Origin of the sequence: Alcaligenes faecalis (genome assembly GCF_009497775.1) — a bacterium.
GTDB classification, from domain to species: Bacteria; Pseudomonadota; Gammaproteobacteria; order Burkholderiales; family Burkholderiaceae_B; genus Alcaligenes; species Alcaligenes faecalis_D.
Genome location: NZ_CP031012.1, coordinates 3,519,919 through 3,535,534 on the forward strand (window position 1 = coordinate 3,519,919; position 15,616 = coordinate 3,535,534).

A 15,616-nucleotide genomic window follows, 5' to 3' on the forward strand; every position below is an offset into this window, starting at 1 on the left:
GCTTAGTCTTCAGTGACCAGACGCAGACCCAAGTAACGCGGTGGCACGCCAACCGAACACGCCCCGGTTTTTGGGTCGCGGATAAAGTCGGGCATCACCGCAATGTGCTCGCCCCCCAGGGTGCGTACCCCGCAGTTCTCCAGACGCGACTCTGCACGCGGCATGCTGATACGGTGTACCCGTACGTGGCAGGTATTGGTCCATTCGGCCACCTGCCCGCCCGCATCAAATACCCCATAGGCATTGGCAACACCCTGCCCCAAAGGGGCCAGGGGAACTTCCTGTTCCTGCTTGCGCTTGTAGCTGTCCTGATACTCCTGCAGCCACAGGGCAGCTTGCTCATTTTCATCCAGGCCGCTTTGTGCCGACTCAAGCACTTTCTGGTCCGCGAAATAGCTCCATTCCAGATAATCCGGCAAACGGAATTTCTTGCCGGTGCGCTCGCTTAACCAGGCAGCGTAATCCTGGCCATCCTGCCAGCTAACCCCCACCACCGGCATATTCTTGGCCTGGCCTTGGCCCACCGCATCGGCGGCCTTGCAGCGCTCGGCACGAACGCACTGATCGTACTCAAACTGGCTGACCTGATACTTCATGGCTTTCAGGGTGGGAACGGGAGCGTACATCACTGTGTCGGACGCAATCAGACGCCCATCCAGCAAGTATTCACCGGCCTGCATGACTTCACGCGCCGGACCGGCCACTTCAACCAGCTCGGGCAAACCCGCTGGATTGCTGGGCTCGCCAGACGAACATCCGGCCAGAATGGCCACCAACAGCACCGATCCCACTACATGGCTTCGCATTGTGCACTCCCTAAAGACAAGCACAATTGAAGCCCAAGCGCCTGCAGGCGTCCTTGCGCCAAGGCAAACAGAGTCCTTAAGGACTCAAAAATAGAAGCTATTCAAGATTCACGGTTCAACAGCACAGGTAAAAAGAAAGCCCCTTGGACCGGATATCGATCCAAGGGGCTTTCAAAATCGCGCAGCAAGACAGGTTGATGCGCCCGACTACGCAGGCTTAGGTCAGAAAATTCACAAAGCCCGTAATAATTACGGCATTGAAGAAGTCAATGAACAAGGAGCCTACCAGAGGGATCACAAAGAAGGCTTTGCGAGATGGACCATTGTCTTCCGTGAAGGCCTGCATATTGGCCATGGCATTAGGCGTTGCGCCCATGCCAAAACCACAATGCCCGGCCGACATCACCACGGCATCGTAATCCTTGCCCATGACCTTGAACGTCACGTAGCTGGCAAAGAAGAACATCATGACGGTCTGGGCGATCAGGATGATCAACAGCGGCCCCGCCACTTCAGCCAACTCCCACAGCTTCATCACCATCAGCGCCATGACCAGGAAGAAAGCCAGGGACACATTGCCCATGATTTCAAACTCTTTTTCCGGTAAGCGATAACGACGCCAGTCGATCACATTACGAATGATGGCCGCCACCAGCATGGAACCCAGATAAGCTGGCAATACAATGCCACGCTCGCCCAACCAGTCAATGATGACACTGCCCACGCCAATCGCGATGGACAGCAGGACTACGGCATACACCGGCATTTCAAAGCCACCATCGTCAACCTTAACGGTTTCCTTAACCGTAGTTTCCACCGTATGGGGCGCAACTGCACCCTCATGCTGACGACGATGACGACGGTATGGAGCAGGGCCGTCAATATTATATTTTTTCATCAGGCGCTTGCCCAAGGGGCCACCGATGACACAACCCATCACCAGCCCCCAGGTCGAAGCAGCAATGGCAGCGGGCAACGCACCAACAGCACCGGCGTTCTCCAGCATCGGACCGAAGGCAGCAGAGGTACCGTGGCCACCCGTCATGGAGATCGAACCGGCGGCCAGACCCAGCAAGGGATTAGCGTCCATGAGGGTGGCCAAGGTCACGCCCATCACGTTTTGCAGAATAATCAGGACAACCGCACAGCCCAGAAACAGAGCAACCGCCAGACCGCCCTTTTTCAGCAGCTCGAAGCTGGCTGAAAAACCGATGGTCGTGAAAAAGGCCATCAGCAAGAAATTGCGTATATCGTCGTTGAACGAAAAGTTGAACGAGCCGGTCTGATGTCCTACCAAGGCAATCAAGGCAAAGATCAAACCGCCAATAATGGGGCTGGGAATGAAATAGCGGGCCAATACAGCAACGCGATTCTTTATATATTCTCCCAGCACGAGAAAGACAGCCGCCAAACCTACCGTTTGCGCGATATCGAGCTGAATGTTCATCTATCCGTTCCTTACATCTTTGGAATAAGGGGCCTGCACCTTTGTGTCTGACAGAGGCTTCAAACCAATTTGTTCAAATAGGCATGTCTATCGTCGCTACTTCGTCCTTGTGGGACAAAGGCATGACCACCAACAGCGTAGTAAAACCGAGAAAAATAACATGAACAGGCGCCTAATGACGCCAATTTCCCTGAATCGGTCCGCTTTATTACAAAAAAACCCGCCAATTGGCGGGTTGAGGAAAGTGACTGCTTAGCGGTCGCGTTCGATGGAAAACGCGCACAGGCTCAGCAATACCTGCTTGAATTCGCTATCCGGGACATCCGCCAGGGCCTGAACGGCCAGTTGGGCTTCTGCCTTGGCCGCTTCACGTGTGTAGGCCAATGCGTCGGTTTGTTCAATGGCCTGAGCAACTGCGGCAAAATCCGCATCGCCGGTTTCAATGGCCGACTTGATCAGCTGAACCTGCTCGGGCGTACCAACTTCCATGACACGGATCAGTGGCATGGTGGGCTTGCCTTCGCGCAGATCGTCACCCACGTTCTTGCCCAGAGCCTGGGCATCGCCGGTGTAATCGAGCACGTCGTCAACCAATTGGAAAGCAGTACCCAGGTGGCGACCATAGGCGGCCATGGCTTCTTCCATTTCAGGCGAAGCACCGGCCACAATGGCACCGACTTGTGCCGCTGCTTCAAACAGCTTGGCGGTCTTGTAGCGCACCACTTGCAGGTAACGCTCCAGGGAAACGTCCGGGTCGTGTACGTTCAGCAGCTGCAGGACCTCACCTTCGGCAATCACCGTAGTGGCTGCCGACAGCACGGCCATGGCAGGCATGGAGTTCGATTGCACCATCATCTCGAAGGAGCGCGAGTACAGGTAATCGCCAACCAGCACGCTGGCCGCATTACCGTAGACCGCATTGGCCGTGTGGCGACCGCGACGCATATCGGATTCATCGACCACATCGTCGTGCAGCAAGGTAGCGGTGTGGATGAACTCCACCACGCCGGCCAGCAGATGGTGTGTGTTCCCCTGATAAGCCAGCGCGCGGGCTACCAGCAACAGCAGCGCAGGACGCATGCGCTTGCCACCAGCACTAACGATGTATTCGCCGATTGTGCGTATCAGCACCACATCCGAATTCAAGCGCTCACGAATGACGACATCAAGAGCCTTCATGTCGTCGGCAATAGGTTCAATCAGGGTGGACAGGTTCAAAACAGAATTCCGGACGAGTAAGGGAGGGGGCCGCGATCGGCCAACCGTAACTTGATGATTATACGATTTTGAATCGCTTTGGGCCTATTGTTACGCGTCAAGCACAACAGTGATCGCAGAAAAAGGTGCCAAATTAGCGATAATAAGCATTTCAACCTGAAACGGAGACTGTCTTGAGTTCGCAAGACCTTAGTACCCTGATCAGCCGGGCCGAGCGGGTTCTCGCTCAACTGGAAGCCTGGCTGCCCCCTGCTCCACCCCCCATCAACTGGGATTCCATTGCTTTTCGCTGGCGCACCAATGGTTCGCGCGGCTGGCTTGAAGGTGTCCAGCACGTAGCCACCATCCAGACCGACGACCTGCACCATATTGAACGCCAAAAGGGCATTATTGAGCGCAACACCCGCCATTTCCTGGCAGGCAAACCGGCCAATAACGTCTTGATGACAGGTGCTCGCGGTACGGGCAAGAGCTCGCTGGTCAAAGCCATGCTGGCCAAATTTGCCGACCAGGGCCTGCGCCTGATCGAAGTGGACAAGTCCGACCTGGGCGATCTGGGCTACATCATTGACCTGATCAGCACCCGCCCCGAACACTTCATCATCTTCAGCGACGATCTGTCCTTTGAAGAAGGCGAAGCCGGTTACAAGGCACTCAAATCCGTGCTGGACGGCTCGCTGGCCTCACCTGGCGACAATGTACTGATCTACGCCACGTCCAACCGACGTCACCTGATGCCCGAGTACATGAAAGAGAACCTGAGTGCCTCCACGTCTGCAGACGGCGAGATCCATCCCGGTGAAGCTGTTGAAGAAAAGGTATCCCTGTCCGAGCGCTTTGGACTATGGTTGTCGTTTTACCCCTTTAAACAAGACGATTACCTGGACATTGTGTATTACTGGCTCGGCGCTTTGGGTTGCCCTGCAGAACACATTGAAAGCTCGCGTATGGAAGCCTTGCAATGGGCTCTGGAACGTGGCTCGCGCTCCGGCCGGGTAGCACGTCAATTTGCTAGAGATTGGACCGCTAGACATGTCTAAACCCACGTTGGAAGTGGCCGTTGGCGTTTTACTGAACCAACACGGCCAAGTGCTACTGGGAAAACGCCCAGCCGATAAACCCTGGCCAGGCTGGTGGGAACTGCCAGGTGGCAAGATTGAGGCGGGCGAGAGCGTCATACAGGCGCTGGTACGGGAACTGCGCGAAGAACTCGGCATTGAAACCACCCACGCACACCCCTGGGTCACCTATACACACGAATACCCCAAGAACTTCGTCAAACTCTCTTTCTGCCTGGTGCGGGAATGGGAAGGCGAACCCCAGTGCCTGGAAGGCCAAGAGCTTGCCTGGGTCAACCCTAAAGGTCCTTTGGAAGTCGGCCCTGTACTGCCTGCTACCGAACCGCCGCTGAAATGGCTGCAACTGCCCGAACGCTACCTGATTACCAACATCGACGAGCCGGCCCGCTTACCCGCCTACCTGGAACAACTGGAACAAGCCCTGCAACAAGGCCCGGCCTTGGTCCAGTTTCGTGAGCCAGCCTGGGGTGCCCGGCCCGATGCCGAATTCCATTTACACCAGGCGTTCCTGCAAGTTGTGAACCTGTGCCAGCGCTACCAAGCGCGCTGCCTGGTCAATAGCCTGCACCCCGAGAGCTGGTGGGACCACGCCGATGGTGTGCATTTGCGCGCCAGCGACGCCCAGGCCCTGTCCGCGAAATGCCACGACACCCTGACGACATTTCCCGCGATCAGCAAAGGCTTGATCGGCATGTCCACGCACAATGAAAGTGATATTGAAATAGCCCGCAAGATCCAGGCGGACTTTCTGGTTCTGGGCCATGTCCTGGCAACCTCCTCCCATCCCGGCGACCCCGGCATGGGCTGGGCCCGTTTTGCCAGTCTGGCGGAACAAGCTGGCCTGCCAGTGTTTGCCATAGGCGGACAATCGGCCAAGACCTTGGCAGACGCCCGCAACCACGGCGCACACGGTATTGCCGGTATACGCCACATGCTGGACAACGACCCGGCATGACGCCACACGTCACCATTTCGGAACACGAAGGCGTACGCTACCTGCACCTGGGCTCTGCCTGGGTGCAGGGTGCCATGCGCCTGGATGCGCCCGATCAGCTGGAGCTTCACTACATCCGTCAGATGATGATCTGGACCTTGTTCCAAAACGATCCGCGCCGTATTGCCCAACTGGGCCTGGGCGCAGGCAGCCTGACGCGCTTTTGCTACCAGCACTTCCCCCAGGCGCGCATCGACGCCGTGGAAATCAACCCGGAAGTAGTGCAAGCCAGTCGCCTGCTATTCAATCTGCCGCCCGACGATGAGCGCCTGAACGTACACACGGTAGACGCGCTGGACTATCTGGACGCGGTCTACGGCGAGCTGGATGTGCTGCAAATTGATGTGTATTCCGACCAGGCCGAGCACCCTGCTCTGGAAAGCGAAGCCTTTTATCAGGCCTGTCGCAAAGCTCTGGGGCCGCAAGGCCTGTTGACAGTGAATTTGCTGGGGTCGGAAATGGTGCATGCACGCAATCTGCATGCGCTGCAAGAAAGTTTCCCGGCTGTGGTCTGGCTACCTGAAACGCACGATGGCAATCTGGTTGCCCTGGCCTTTGCGGACCCGCCGCAAATTGATTTTGATGATTTGTACCAGCGGGCCGAAGAAATCCACGCCACCTTGGGTTTGGCCGACGGCGAGGAATGGGTTGACGGGCTGTATGCCTGGATGGACCAGGACTGAGGCGGTTTCCACGCACTATCAAGCAATGCATGAGCCGCTGTTGAACTACAAGCAAGCAAACTGCAGCCCCAAGCTTGGGAAGTAGTCCAGTCCTTGCTTGGTCCATACGGGGCAAACCGGGCGTTGAAGCTCCGGCCCAGCCAGGCCGGAGAGCACGGTGAAACGGCCAAACCAAACCAAGCGTCAAGAAGCCCAGCCAACGCCGAACCCCATCAAATCAAACCAAACCAATCAAATCAAACTTAAATCAAACCAGAACAGACCAGATCGGATCGAATCGAATCGAATCGAATCGGATTGGATCGGATCGGATCGGATCGGATCAACTCAGGTCAGGTCAGGTCAGGTCAGGTCAGGTCAGGTCAGGTCAGGTCAGATTAGTGTAGGTCAGGCCAAACCTATTCTGCTTTCGCAGCTGGATCAACTTCCACCGCTTTCGGCTCTTCGGGATTCAGACCTGTCGCTACATCCCAGCCGCCGCCCAAGGCCACCATCAGCTTGACCGCAGCCCGCAGGCGTTGAGACTCCAGATCCAAAGCCTGCCGTTCTGCCGACAAAGCCGTCGCCTGGGTTTGAGCCAGACTCAGGAAATCCACCAGACCAGCATCAAACTGATTGCGCGTCAGCCGCAGGGACTCGCGAGCCGCAGCCAGCGAACGCGCCTGACTGGCTTGTTCCAGTTCCAGGCCATTGCGTTCAGACAGGGCATCTTCCACTTCCTTCAGCGCATCCAACACCGTCTGACGATAGCTGGCCAATTGCTCATCATAGCTGGCCTCGGCCTGCTCGACTTGCGCACGGCGTGCCCCAAAATCCAGCAAGGTCAGGGCAAAGGCAGGGCCCAAGGACCAGACACGCGCCGGGGCCGTCAGCCATTCGCTTAAATCACTGCTGCTGAAACCCCCACTGGCCTTCAGGCTCAGGCTGGGAAACCAGGCCGCTTTAGCCACACCAATCTGGGCATTGGCCTGCGCCATGCGACGCTCGGCTCGGGCTACATCGGGACGACGTTCCAGCAGGCTGGATGGCAGGCCCACCGGAATATCCGGAGCGACAGGCCAAGGCGCGTGAGGCACCACCTCAAACTGGGACGGTGCACGGCCTACCAACACAGCCATCGCATGTTGATAAGTGGCCTTCTCGCGATTCAAGGCCAAGCGCTGGGTGCGAGCCCCCTCCAGCTGGCTTAACGCCGCGGCCACATCTCCCGGTGCCGAAAAACCGGCATCCAGGCGATTCTGATTGATTTGCAAGGAACGCTCGTATGCCGCCACGGTTTCATCCAGCACTCGCTCGCTGGATTCCACACTACGGTACTGCAAATAGGTTTGTGCCAATTGGGACTGCAAGCTCAAGCGCGTGGCGGCCATATCCGCAGCACTGGCTTGCAGGCCAGCATCACCCGCCTCTACCTGACGGCGAATCCGCCCCCACAAGTCCACTTCCCAGTTCACCGTGATGCTGGCGTCATAAGCGCTGCTGCTTTGGCTGGTATCGCCCGAACCGCTGCCACGCCGCGTCGTGCCGACCGAGCTGCCTACTTGCGGGAACTGAGTTGAGCGAGTGTTGGACAAGGTGGCTTGCGCCTGACGGACGCGTGCCTGTGCTTGCTGCAAGCTGAAGTTCTGCTCGTTCAGGCTTTGCATCAAGGTGTTGAGCACGCCATCGTTAAAGCTTTCCCACCAGGGGCCGCGATCCTTCAAATCAGCCGGATCGGCCTGCTTCCAGGCTGTGGAACGCACCCCTTCCCGGAAGTGCTCGCCCACAGGCGCTTCGGGCCGCTGATAATCAGGGCCAACAGCACATGCGGACAGGAGCAGCACCATCCCAGCCAGTGCGAAGCGCGGAACAATCATGGCGTTAGAAGTAGGCATATCAGCTTATATATTCAAAGTTGTCTGGTTCTTGCGGCGCATGAAGCGATGGCGCAAACGATCCAGATAAAGATAAACCACCGGCGTGGTGTACAAGGTCAGGATTTGACTGAGCACCAAACCACCCACAATGGTGACCCCCAAGGGCTGGCGCATTTCCACGCCCGGCCCGGAAGCCAGAATCAAGGGAATAGCACCAAAGATGGCCGACAAGGTCGTCATCATAATGGGACGGAAACGCACCAGGCAGGCTTCGTAAATGGCTTCACGCGAACCCATGCCGCGCTCGCGCTCCATCTGCAAGGCGTAGTCCACCATCATGATGGCGTTTTTCTTGACGATACCAATCAGCAGGAACACCCCGATCATGGCAATCAGGTTGAACTCGCCACTGGTCATCATCAAGGCCAGCAAAGCCCCAATCCCGGCCGAAGGCAAGGTGGACAGAATGGTGAGCGGGTGCATATAGCTCTCGTACAGCATCCCCAGCACGATATACAAAGCCACCAAAGCGGCCAGGAACATCATCGGCTGCTTGGCCAGAGCATCGAGCATCTGCGCCGTATTACCTTCAAACCCGGCCTGAATCTCACGTGTAGGCAACTGAATCCGGGCCATAGCCTGTTCAATAGCCGCTGTGGCCTGACTGAGAGTGACGCCTTCGGCCAGGCCGAAGGACACGGACTCGGCCACCAGCAAGCCCATATGGTTAATGCTGCGCGGGGCGGTACCGGTCGTGAAGCGCGTAAAGGCGGACAAGGGAACGCGGGTGCCATCTTTGGCAACGACCTCGATTTCCTTCAGGGACTCCAGATCCTGTGCAAAACGCGGCTCCACTTCCATGACCACGTAATACTGGTTCAAGCGACCAAAAATCGTGGAGACCTGACGCTGGGAAAAGGAGTTGTTCAGGGTACCGGCCACCATGGACATATCAATGCCCAGGCGCGTCGCCAGATCACGGTCAATTTCCAGCTGGACCAGACCGGCCTTGTCGTCTGTGCCTGTGTCCACATCCACCAGCTCTGGCAACTCGGCCATGGCTTGCTGAACCTTGGGCAACCAGGTTTTCAACAGTTCCAGATCGCTGCCCAGCAAGGAATAGTCGTAAGAGCCACTGCGCCCGCCACCCCCACTACCAACCGGAATATCCTGCTGCGGCACCATGAACATGCGCGCACCCGGCGTGGTGGATAAAGGATCACGCAAGCGATTCACAATATCCGTCGTGCTGGCTTTGCGCTCGTCCATGGGCTTGAGTTCAACCAGAATGAAGGACGAGGTACTGCCACTGCGGCCACCGGCAAACACGGCCACCGAACGAATGTCCGGGTCCTGATTCAGAATGGAACGGAAATATTCCAGCTTGGGCACCATGGACTGGAAGGAAGTCCCCCTGTCGACCCGGAAAAAGCCCATCAACTGGCCGGTATCCTGCTGTGGGAACAGTCCCTTGGGCACCACGGTATAGAGGTACACATTCAGGCCAATCGTGACGAACAAGGAGAACAGCATCAGGCGATGATGCTTGAGCGCCCATCCCAGGGAACTCCGGTAACCACGCCAGCTGACACTGCCTATCCAGCCCAAAAAGCGGCTGATAGGGTTGGTGGGCTCATGCTCCTGTGGCCCAGGACGCAGCAGGCGCGATGACATCATGGGCGTCAGCATCAAGGAGATCACCAGGGACACCAGCACAGCGGTACACAAGGTGACGGCAAACTCCATGAACAAGCGCCCCGCCAGCCCCCCGATCAACCACAAGGGGATGAACACCGCCACCAGCGACAGGCTCATGGCCGTGACGGTAAAGCCCACCTCGCGCGTCCCGCGCAAGGCCGCCCGCATAGGGGACAAGCCTTTTTCCAGGTAACGCATAATGCTTTCCAGCACCACGATGGCGTCATCCACCACAAAGCCGGTAGCCACAATCAGGGCCATCAGGGAAATGGTATTCAGCGTAAAGCCGAACAAATGCATGAAGGCAAAGGTACTGATCAAGGACGCTGGTACGGCAATGGCTGGAATCAAGGCCGCGCGCCAGTTGCGCAGGAACAGCAAGACCACCAGCACCACCAGGGCCACCGCAATAATCAGGGTCAGCTGGGCCTCTTCCAGCGTGGCGCGGATACTGGGAGTGCGGTCCTGAGCCACCGTCAATTGCGCCTGGCTGGGCAGCATGTCCTCGATACTCTCCAGGCGTTCACGAATGGTATTGACCGTCTCGATAATATTCGCGCCCGCCTGACGACGCACAATCAACAGCACCGCTTCCTGGTTATTCCAGTAACCCATGCTGTGAATGTTCTCGACGGAGTCCTCGACCTTGGCCACATCCCCCAAACGGATAATCTGCCCGTCCTGATTCTTCAGAATCAAGGGATCAAAAAACCGTGCCTGGTTGTACTGCTTGCCCGAGTTGATCTGCCACTGGCCCTGCTCGCTTTCCAGGTAGCCATTAGGACGCAGACTGTTGGCGTTATTGATCACCGCACGCACATCGTCCAGCGCAATACCGGCTGAAGCCAAGGCCTTGGGATTCAGTCCCACCCGCACCGCAGGCAAGGAGCCACCGCCCACGTCTACCGAACCGACACCCGGAATCTGTGCCAGCTTTTGCTGCACAATGCCGCTGGCCATATCAAAGAGCTGGGCCTTGTTTGCCGTCTGCGAAGTCAGCGCCAGCACCATGATGGGCATGGACGAGGGATTGACCTTCTCGTAGGTGGGCACGCTGGACATGCCCGAGGGCAACATGGGCCGGGCCTGATTGATCGCGGCCTGCACATCGCGCGCAGCCCCTTCAATATCCCGGTCCAGCTCAAACACCAGCATGATCTGGGCCGAACCCTCGCTGCTGCGAGAACTCATTTCAGACACACCGGCAATAGAACCCAAGGCCTGCTCCAGCGGGGTCGCCACGCTGGAGGCCATGGTTTCAGGGCTGGCACCGGGCAAACTGGCCGAGATCGCAATCACCGGAAAATCCATTTCCGGCAAAGACGCCACGGGCAAGAGCCGCAAGGACAATGCGCCCACCAGGACCATCGCCAGTGCCAGCAGGCTGGAGCCCACTGGCCGAAAGATAAACAGCCCTAACAAGCGTTTCATGTCGACTCGCGTACCGACTTAGCGCCATTACGGGTAAAGCGGTCAAAAAACAGATAAATCACGGGAGTCGTAAACAAGGTCAACACCTGGCTGGCCAACAGCCCGCCCACCATGACCAGACCCAGCGGTTGACGCAGTTCTGCGCCAGAGCCGGTAGCCAACATCAGCGGAATGGCACTGAACAAGGCCGCCAGCGTGGTCATCAGGATGGGGCGAAAACGCAGCAAGGCGGCCTGGTGAATGGCCTCTTGCGGTTTCATGCCCTGCTCGCGCTGCGCCTCCAGGGCGAAGTCGATCATCATGATGGCGTTCTTTTTCACGATACCAATCAGCAGGATGATCCCGATCACCCCCACCATGTCCAGGTCCCGCCCGGCCAACAGCAAGGCCAGCAAGGCCCCGATGGCGGCAGAGGGCAAGGTCGACAGAATAGTGATGGGGTGGATATAGCTTTCGTACAAAACACCCAGCACGATATACATGGTCAGCACGGCGGCCAACATCAGCCACAAGGTGCTGGACAAGGAGGCATGGAAGGCCTTGGCGGCACCCAGATAGCGGGTATCCACCGAGGACGGCATGCCAATCTGATCAGGCACGGTTTCAATGGCTTCAATGGCGTCGGACAGGGAATAGCCATCGGCCAGGTCAAAGGACACGTTAACGGACGGGAACTGCCCCAAGCGCTCTACCGACAGGGTTGTGGGAACCAGCTGGATACGCGCCAGAGAGGTAATCGGCACGGGTGTGCCCGCCGCCGTCATCACATGGATATTTTCCAGATCCTGCGGGCCCTGGCGGTATTGATCCTTGACCTCCAGCACGACGCGGTACTGGGCAGACTGCGTGTAGATCGTGGAGATCAAACGCTGCCCGAAAGCGTCGTACAGTGCATCGTCGATATTTGCTTTGGTCACGCCCACACGGGCTGCCGCGTCCCGGTCTATATCCAGCAGCACTTGCAAGCCATCGTTTTGCAGGCTCATGGACGCATCTTTAATCTGCGGCAAGGCATTGACGGCATCCAGCCAGCGCGGCATCCAGGTGGTCAGCACCTGCGTTTCCGGGTCCGACAAGGCCATCTGGTACACATTGCGGCTGATCTGGTCATCCACCGTCAGTTCCTGAATGGACTGTTGGTAGACCGACAAACCGGGAATATCTTTCAGGCGCTCATCCAGCCTGCTCATGATTTCATTGGCGCTGGCCCGGCCCGAGCCAATGGGCTTCAAGGCAATTTGCAAGCGGCCATTATTCAAGGTGGCGTTCGTACCATCTACCCCGATAAAAGAGGTAACGGCTTCCACATCCGGGTCTTCCAGCACAATCGCAACGGCTTGCTGCTGCAAGTTCCCCATTGCGCGGAACGAGGCGGTTTGCGGTCCTTGGGTAATCGCTTGAATCAGGCCGGTATCCTGTTGCGGGAAAAAGCCTTTGGGAACGATCACGTACAGCAGACCCGTCAACACCACCGTACCCAGAGCCACCCATAAGGTCAGCGTCTGGTGACGCAGCACCACGATCAGGCCACGATCGTAAGCCGCAATAATACGGTCCATCTGGTCACCCAGCCAGGTGGTGAAGCGGCCATACTGGCGCTCGTCCTCGGGCTTGAGCATGCGCGCGCACATCATGGGCGTGAGCGTCAGCGAAATGAACAGGGACAGCAGGATGGCGACGGCCAGGGTAATGGCGAACTCACGGAACAGACGGCCGATAACATCGCTCATGAACAGTAGCGGGATCAGCACGGCGATCAGGGAGATGGTCAGCGACAGCAAGGTAAAGCCAATCTGCGCCGCGCCCTTCAAGGCAGCCTGCAAGGCTGTTTCACCCTTTTCGATATAGCGGGCGATGTTCTCGATCATCACGATCGCATCGTCCACCACAAAGCCGGTGGCAACCGTCAAGGCCATCAGGGTCAGGTTATTAATACTGAAGCCCCACATCAGCATGATGGCAAAAGTGGCGATCAGGGAAATGGGCACGACAACGCTAGGAATCAGCGTGGCCGTCCAGGTGCGCAGGAACACAAAGGTCACCAGCACCACCAGCACAATGGCCAGCATCATTTCCTTTTGCACATGGTCAACCGAGTCCCGGATGGTCTGGGTACGATCCGTGGCCACTTCCACATCCACACCAACCGGCAGGGAACGGCGTATCTCGGGCAGCAGGCTTTGAATCTGGTCCACCACATCAATGACGTTGGCCCCAGGCTGACGCTGGATATTCAGCAAGATCGCGGGTACGGTCCCCATCCAGGCGGCCTGACGCACATCCTGCGCATCCCGCACAACCTTGGCCAATTCGCCCAGGCGCACAGCAGCACCGTCCTTGTAGCTGACGATCAGGTTTTCATAATCCTGTACGGATTGCAGCTGCTCGTTGGCGCCGATACTGGTGGAACGCTGTGGCCCATCCAGATTGCCCTTGGGCTGGTTCACGTTGGCCGCGGTCACCGCTTGCCGCAGGTGACTTAACGTCAGATTGCGGACTGCCAAGGCATTGGGATCGGCCTGAATACGCATGGCCGGCTCCTGACCACCCGCAATGCTGACCAGACCCACGCCCGTCACCTGCGAGAGCTTTTGCGCGACCCGCACATCAATCAGGTCACGCACCTCGTGCAAGGGCATATTGGGGGAAGTCACCGCCAGGGAAATAACCGGGGTATCGGCCGGATTGACCTTGTTATAGATAGGCGGCGCGGGCAAATCATTGGGCAGCATATTGGAGGCGGCATTAATCGCCGCCTGCACTTCTTGCTCGGCCACATCCAGGGGCAGGCCCAAATCGAACTGCAAGGTAATGCGCGATGCACCGCCCGAGCTGGACGAAATCATCTGCGACAGCCCCGACATACTGCCGAAGCGCCGCTCCAGCGGTGAGGTAATCAAAGCAGCCACCACATCCGGGCTGGCACCCGGATAGAGCGTGACCACCTGAATCGTGGGGTAATCCACCTGCGGCAACGCGGCCACGGGCAACATGCGGTAGGCCAGCAAGCCGGACACCAGCAAGGCCACCATCGCCAAGGTGGTAGCCACCGGGCGCAGGATAAAGATACGCGACATGCTCACGGCTTACTCGCTTGCAGGACGTGGACGGCGACCCTCACCCGGACGTTTGCCCTGCTCTGGCGTGGCGGCTGCATCTGCTGGAGCAGGCTTTTCCTTGGCCTGACCATCTTGCTGCATCACCTCGACCTCCGAGCCTTCACGCAAACGGTCAGTGCCTTCAACCACCACACGATCGCCCTCTTTCAGGCCAGTTTTAATCAGCGTCAGTTCCAGCGTGGCCGTACCCAGTTCCACGACTTGGATATGGACCTTGTCCTCGGCATCCAGGGTGTACACATACGTGCCGACCGAGCCCCGTTGCACAGCGTGCGAGGGGATCAGCAGACCTTGTTCCTGGCCCAAAAAGACGCGGGAATTGACGAATTGATTGGCAAACAGAGTTTCATCGGCATTATCAAACTCGGCCTTCACTTTCAGCGTGCCGGTATTGATGTCGATCTGGTTATCCAGAGCCTGCAAATGGCCCTTATCCGACAAGAGCTGGCCTTTGCTGTCGATCAGGGACACACGCAAAGGCGATGCGCTTTTCTTCATGGCCTCCAGCAGGCTGCTCAATTGATTCTGCGGCAAGGAGAATTCCACGCCTATGGGATCAATCTGGGTAATCACGACAATCCCGTCGGTATTACCGGCAGACACCAGGTTGCCCTGATCCAGCTTGCGCAAGCCCAGGCGGCCATCCAGGGGTGCCGTGATGCGGGTACGATCCAGCTGTACCTGTGTACGAGCCACTTCTGCCTGATTGGCCTTGATCTGTGCCTGCAGCTGCTGAACAGCGGTTTCCTTGGTTTCCAGGGCCTGGCGAGCAATGGAATTTTGTTGGAACAGAACACGGTGACGAGCCAGCTCCTGCTGCGCCCCTTTCAGTTGAGCCTGATTCTGCGCCAATTGGCCGCGGGCCTGATCCAGCTGCACCTGATAGGTACGTGGATCAATCTCGGCCAGCAAGTCACCAGCCTTCACACGCTGGCCGTCCTTGAAATGGATGCGTTCCAGCACGCCATCCACTTCACCGCGCACGGCGACTGTCTGCAAAGGTTTGACCGTGGCAATCGCATTGACGATCTGATCGATCAAACCTTCCTTGACCGTGGCCACCTGCACCGGGACTTTGGTCGCCCCCATCATGCCGCGAGGCCCGCGCATGGGGGTGGGCGTACTTGAGGGGGAAGACAGGGCGTAATAAACGAGACCTGCTGTCACCAGCAGCCCGACCACCACCCAGACATAGAAGGATCGGGACCGCCGACCTCTGCCTGTGTTCAACTCCGACATGAATACTCCCCGGCTAAAACTTGATTGTCTCTATGCACGGTCTAAA

The 15,616-nt window shown here is 57.7% G+C and carries 10 protein-coding genes; 3 read left to right on the forward strand and 7 right to left on the reverse strand.

What is annotated here, in order from left to right; translation table 11 throughout:
• Positions 1-2: 2 nt before the first annotated feature.
• The 3 genes from DUD43_RS16245 to ispB all read right to left on the reverse strand — a co-directional run bounded on the left by DUD43_RS16245 (position 3) and on the right by ispB (position 3,471).
• Positions 3-806 carry a formylglycine-generating enzyme family protein gene (locus DUD43_RS16245; protein WP_153231095.1) on the reverse strand — a complete coding sequence of 268 codons (804 nt, stop codon included), beginning with the start codon at positions 804-806 and terminating at the stop codon, positions 3-5.
• A gap of 217 nt (positions 807-1,023) precedes the next feature.
• Positions 1,024-2,253 (reverse strand): sodium/glutamate symporter, encoded by a 1,230-nt coding sequence (gene gltS / locus DUD43_RS16250; protein ID WP_153231096.1) that lies wholly within the window; start codon positions 2,251-2,253, stop codon positions 1,024-1,026.
• Between the two features lie 252 nt (positions 2,254-2,505).
• Positions 2,506-3,471, reverse strand: coding sequence for an octaprenyl diphosphate synthase (gene ispB, locus DUD43_RS16255; protein WP_153231097.1), 966 nt, complete (start codon positions 3,469-3,471; stop codon positions 2,506-2,508).
• Between the two features lie 173 nt (positions 3,472-3,644).
• Between ispB and DUD43_RS16260 the strand changes: the two genes are divergently transcribed.
• The 3 genes from DUD43_RS16260 to DUD43_RS16270 are packed head-to-tail and all read left to right on the forward strand — an operon-like array spanning position 3,645 to position 6,227.
• A complete protein-coding gene (locus tag DUD43_RS16260; protein ID WP_026484442.1) occupies positions 3,645-4,511 on the forward strand; it encodes an ATP-binding protein in 867 nt (288 codons plus the stop codon).
• Complete coding sequence (locus DUD43_RS16265) at positions 4,504-5,505, forward strand: Nudix family hydrolase (RefSeq protein WP_153231098.1); 1,002 nt, start codon at positions 4,504-4,506, stop codon at positions 5,503-5,505. The genes DUD43_RS16260 and DUD43_RS16265 overlap by 8 nt, the downstream gene beginning before the upstream one ends.
• Complete coding sequence (locus tag DUD43_RS16270; protein WP_194273411.1) at positions 5,502-6,227, forward strand: spermidine synthase; 726 nt, start codon at positions 5,502-5,504, stop codon at positions 6,225-6,227. Before DUD43_RS16265 ends, DUD43_RS16270 begins: the two co-directional genes overlap by 4 nt.
• Before the next feature lie 398 nt (positions 6,228-6,625).
• On the opposite strand, the gene DUD43_RS16275 is transcribed toward DUD43_RS16270, so the two are convergent.
• Genes DUD43_RS16275 through DUD43_RS16290 form a run of 4 tightly spaced genes read right to left on the reverse strand, consistent with a single transcriptional unit; the run spans position 6,626 to position 15,570 of the window.
• Positions 6,626-8,101, reverse strand: a complete 1,476-nt coding sequence (locus tag DUD43_RS16275; RefSeq protein ID WP_228125823.1) for an efflux transporter outer membrane subunit — start codon at positions 8,099-8,101, stop codon at positions 6,626-6,628.
• A gap of 6 nt (positions 8,102-8,107) precedes the next feature.
• The gene (locus DUD43_RS16280) at positions 8,108-11,212 is read right to left on the reverse strand and encodes an efflux RND transporter permease subunit (protein ID WP_153231099.1); all 3,105 of its coding nucleotides are present in this window, start codon (positions 11,210-11,212) and stop codon (positions 8,108-8,110) included.
• Positions 11,209-14,295, reverse strand: coding sequence for a multidrug efflux RND transporter permease subunit (locus DUD43_RS16285; RefSeq protein WP_322742764.1), 3,087 nt, complete (start codon positions 14,293-14,295; stop codon positions 11,209-11,211). Before DUD43_RS16285 ends, DUD43_RS16280 begins: the two co-directional genes overlap by 4 nt.
• A 3-nt stretch (positions 14,296-14,298) precedes the next feature.
• Positions 14,299-15,570 (reverse strand): efflux RND transporter periplasmic adaptor subunit, encoded by a 1,272-nt coding sequence (locus DUD43_RS16290; RefSeq protein ID WP_153231101.1) that lies wholly within the window; start codon positions 15,568-15,570, stop codon positions 14,299-14,301.
• Positions 15,571-15,616: the final 46 nt, after the last annotated feature.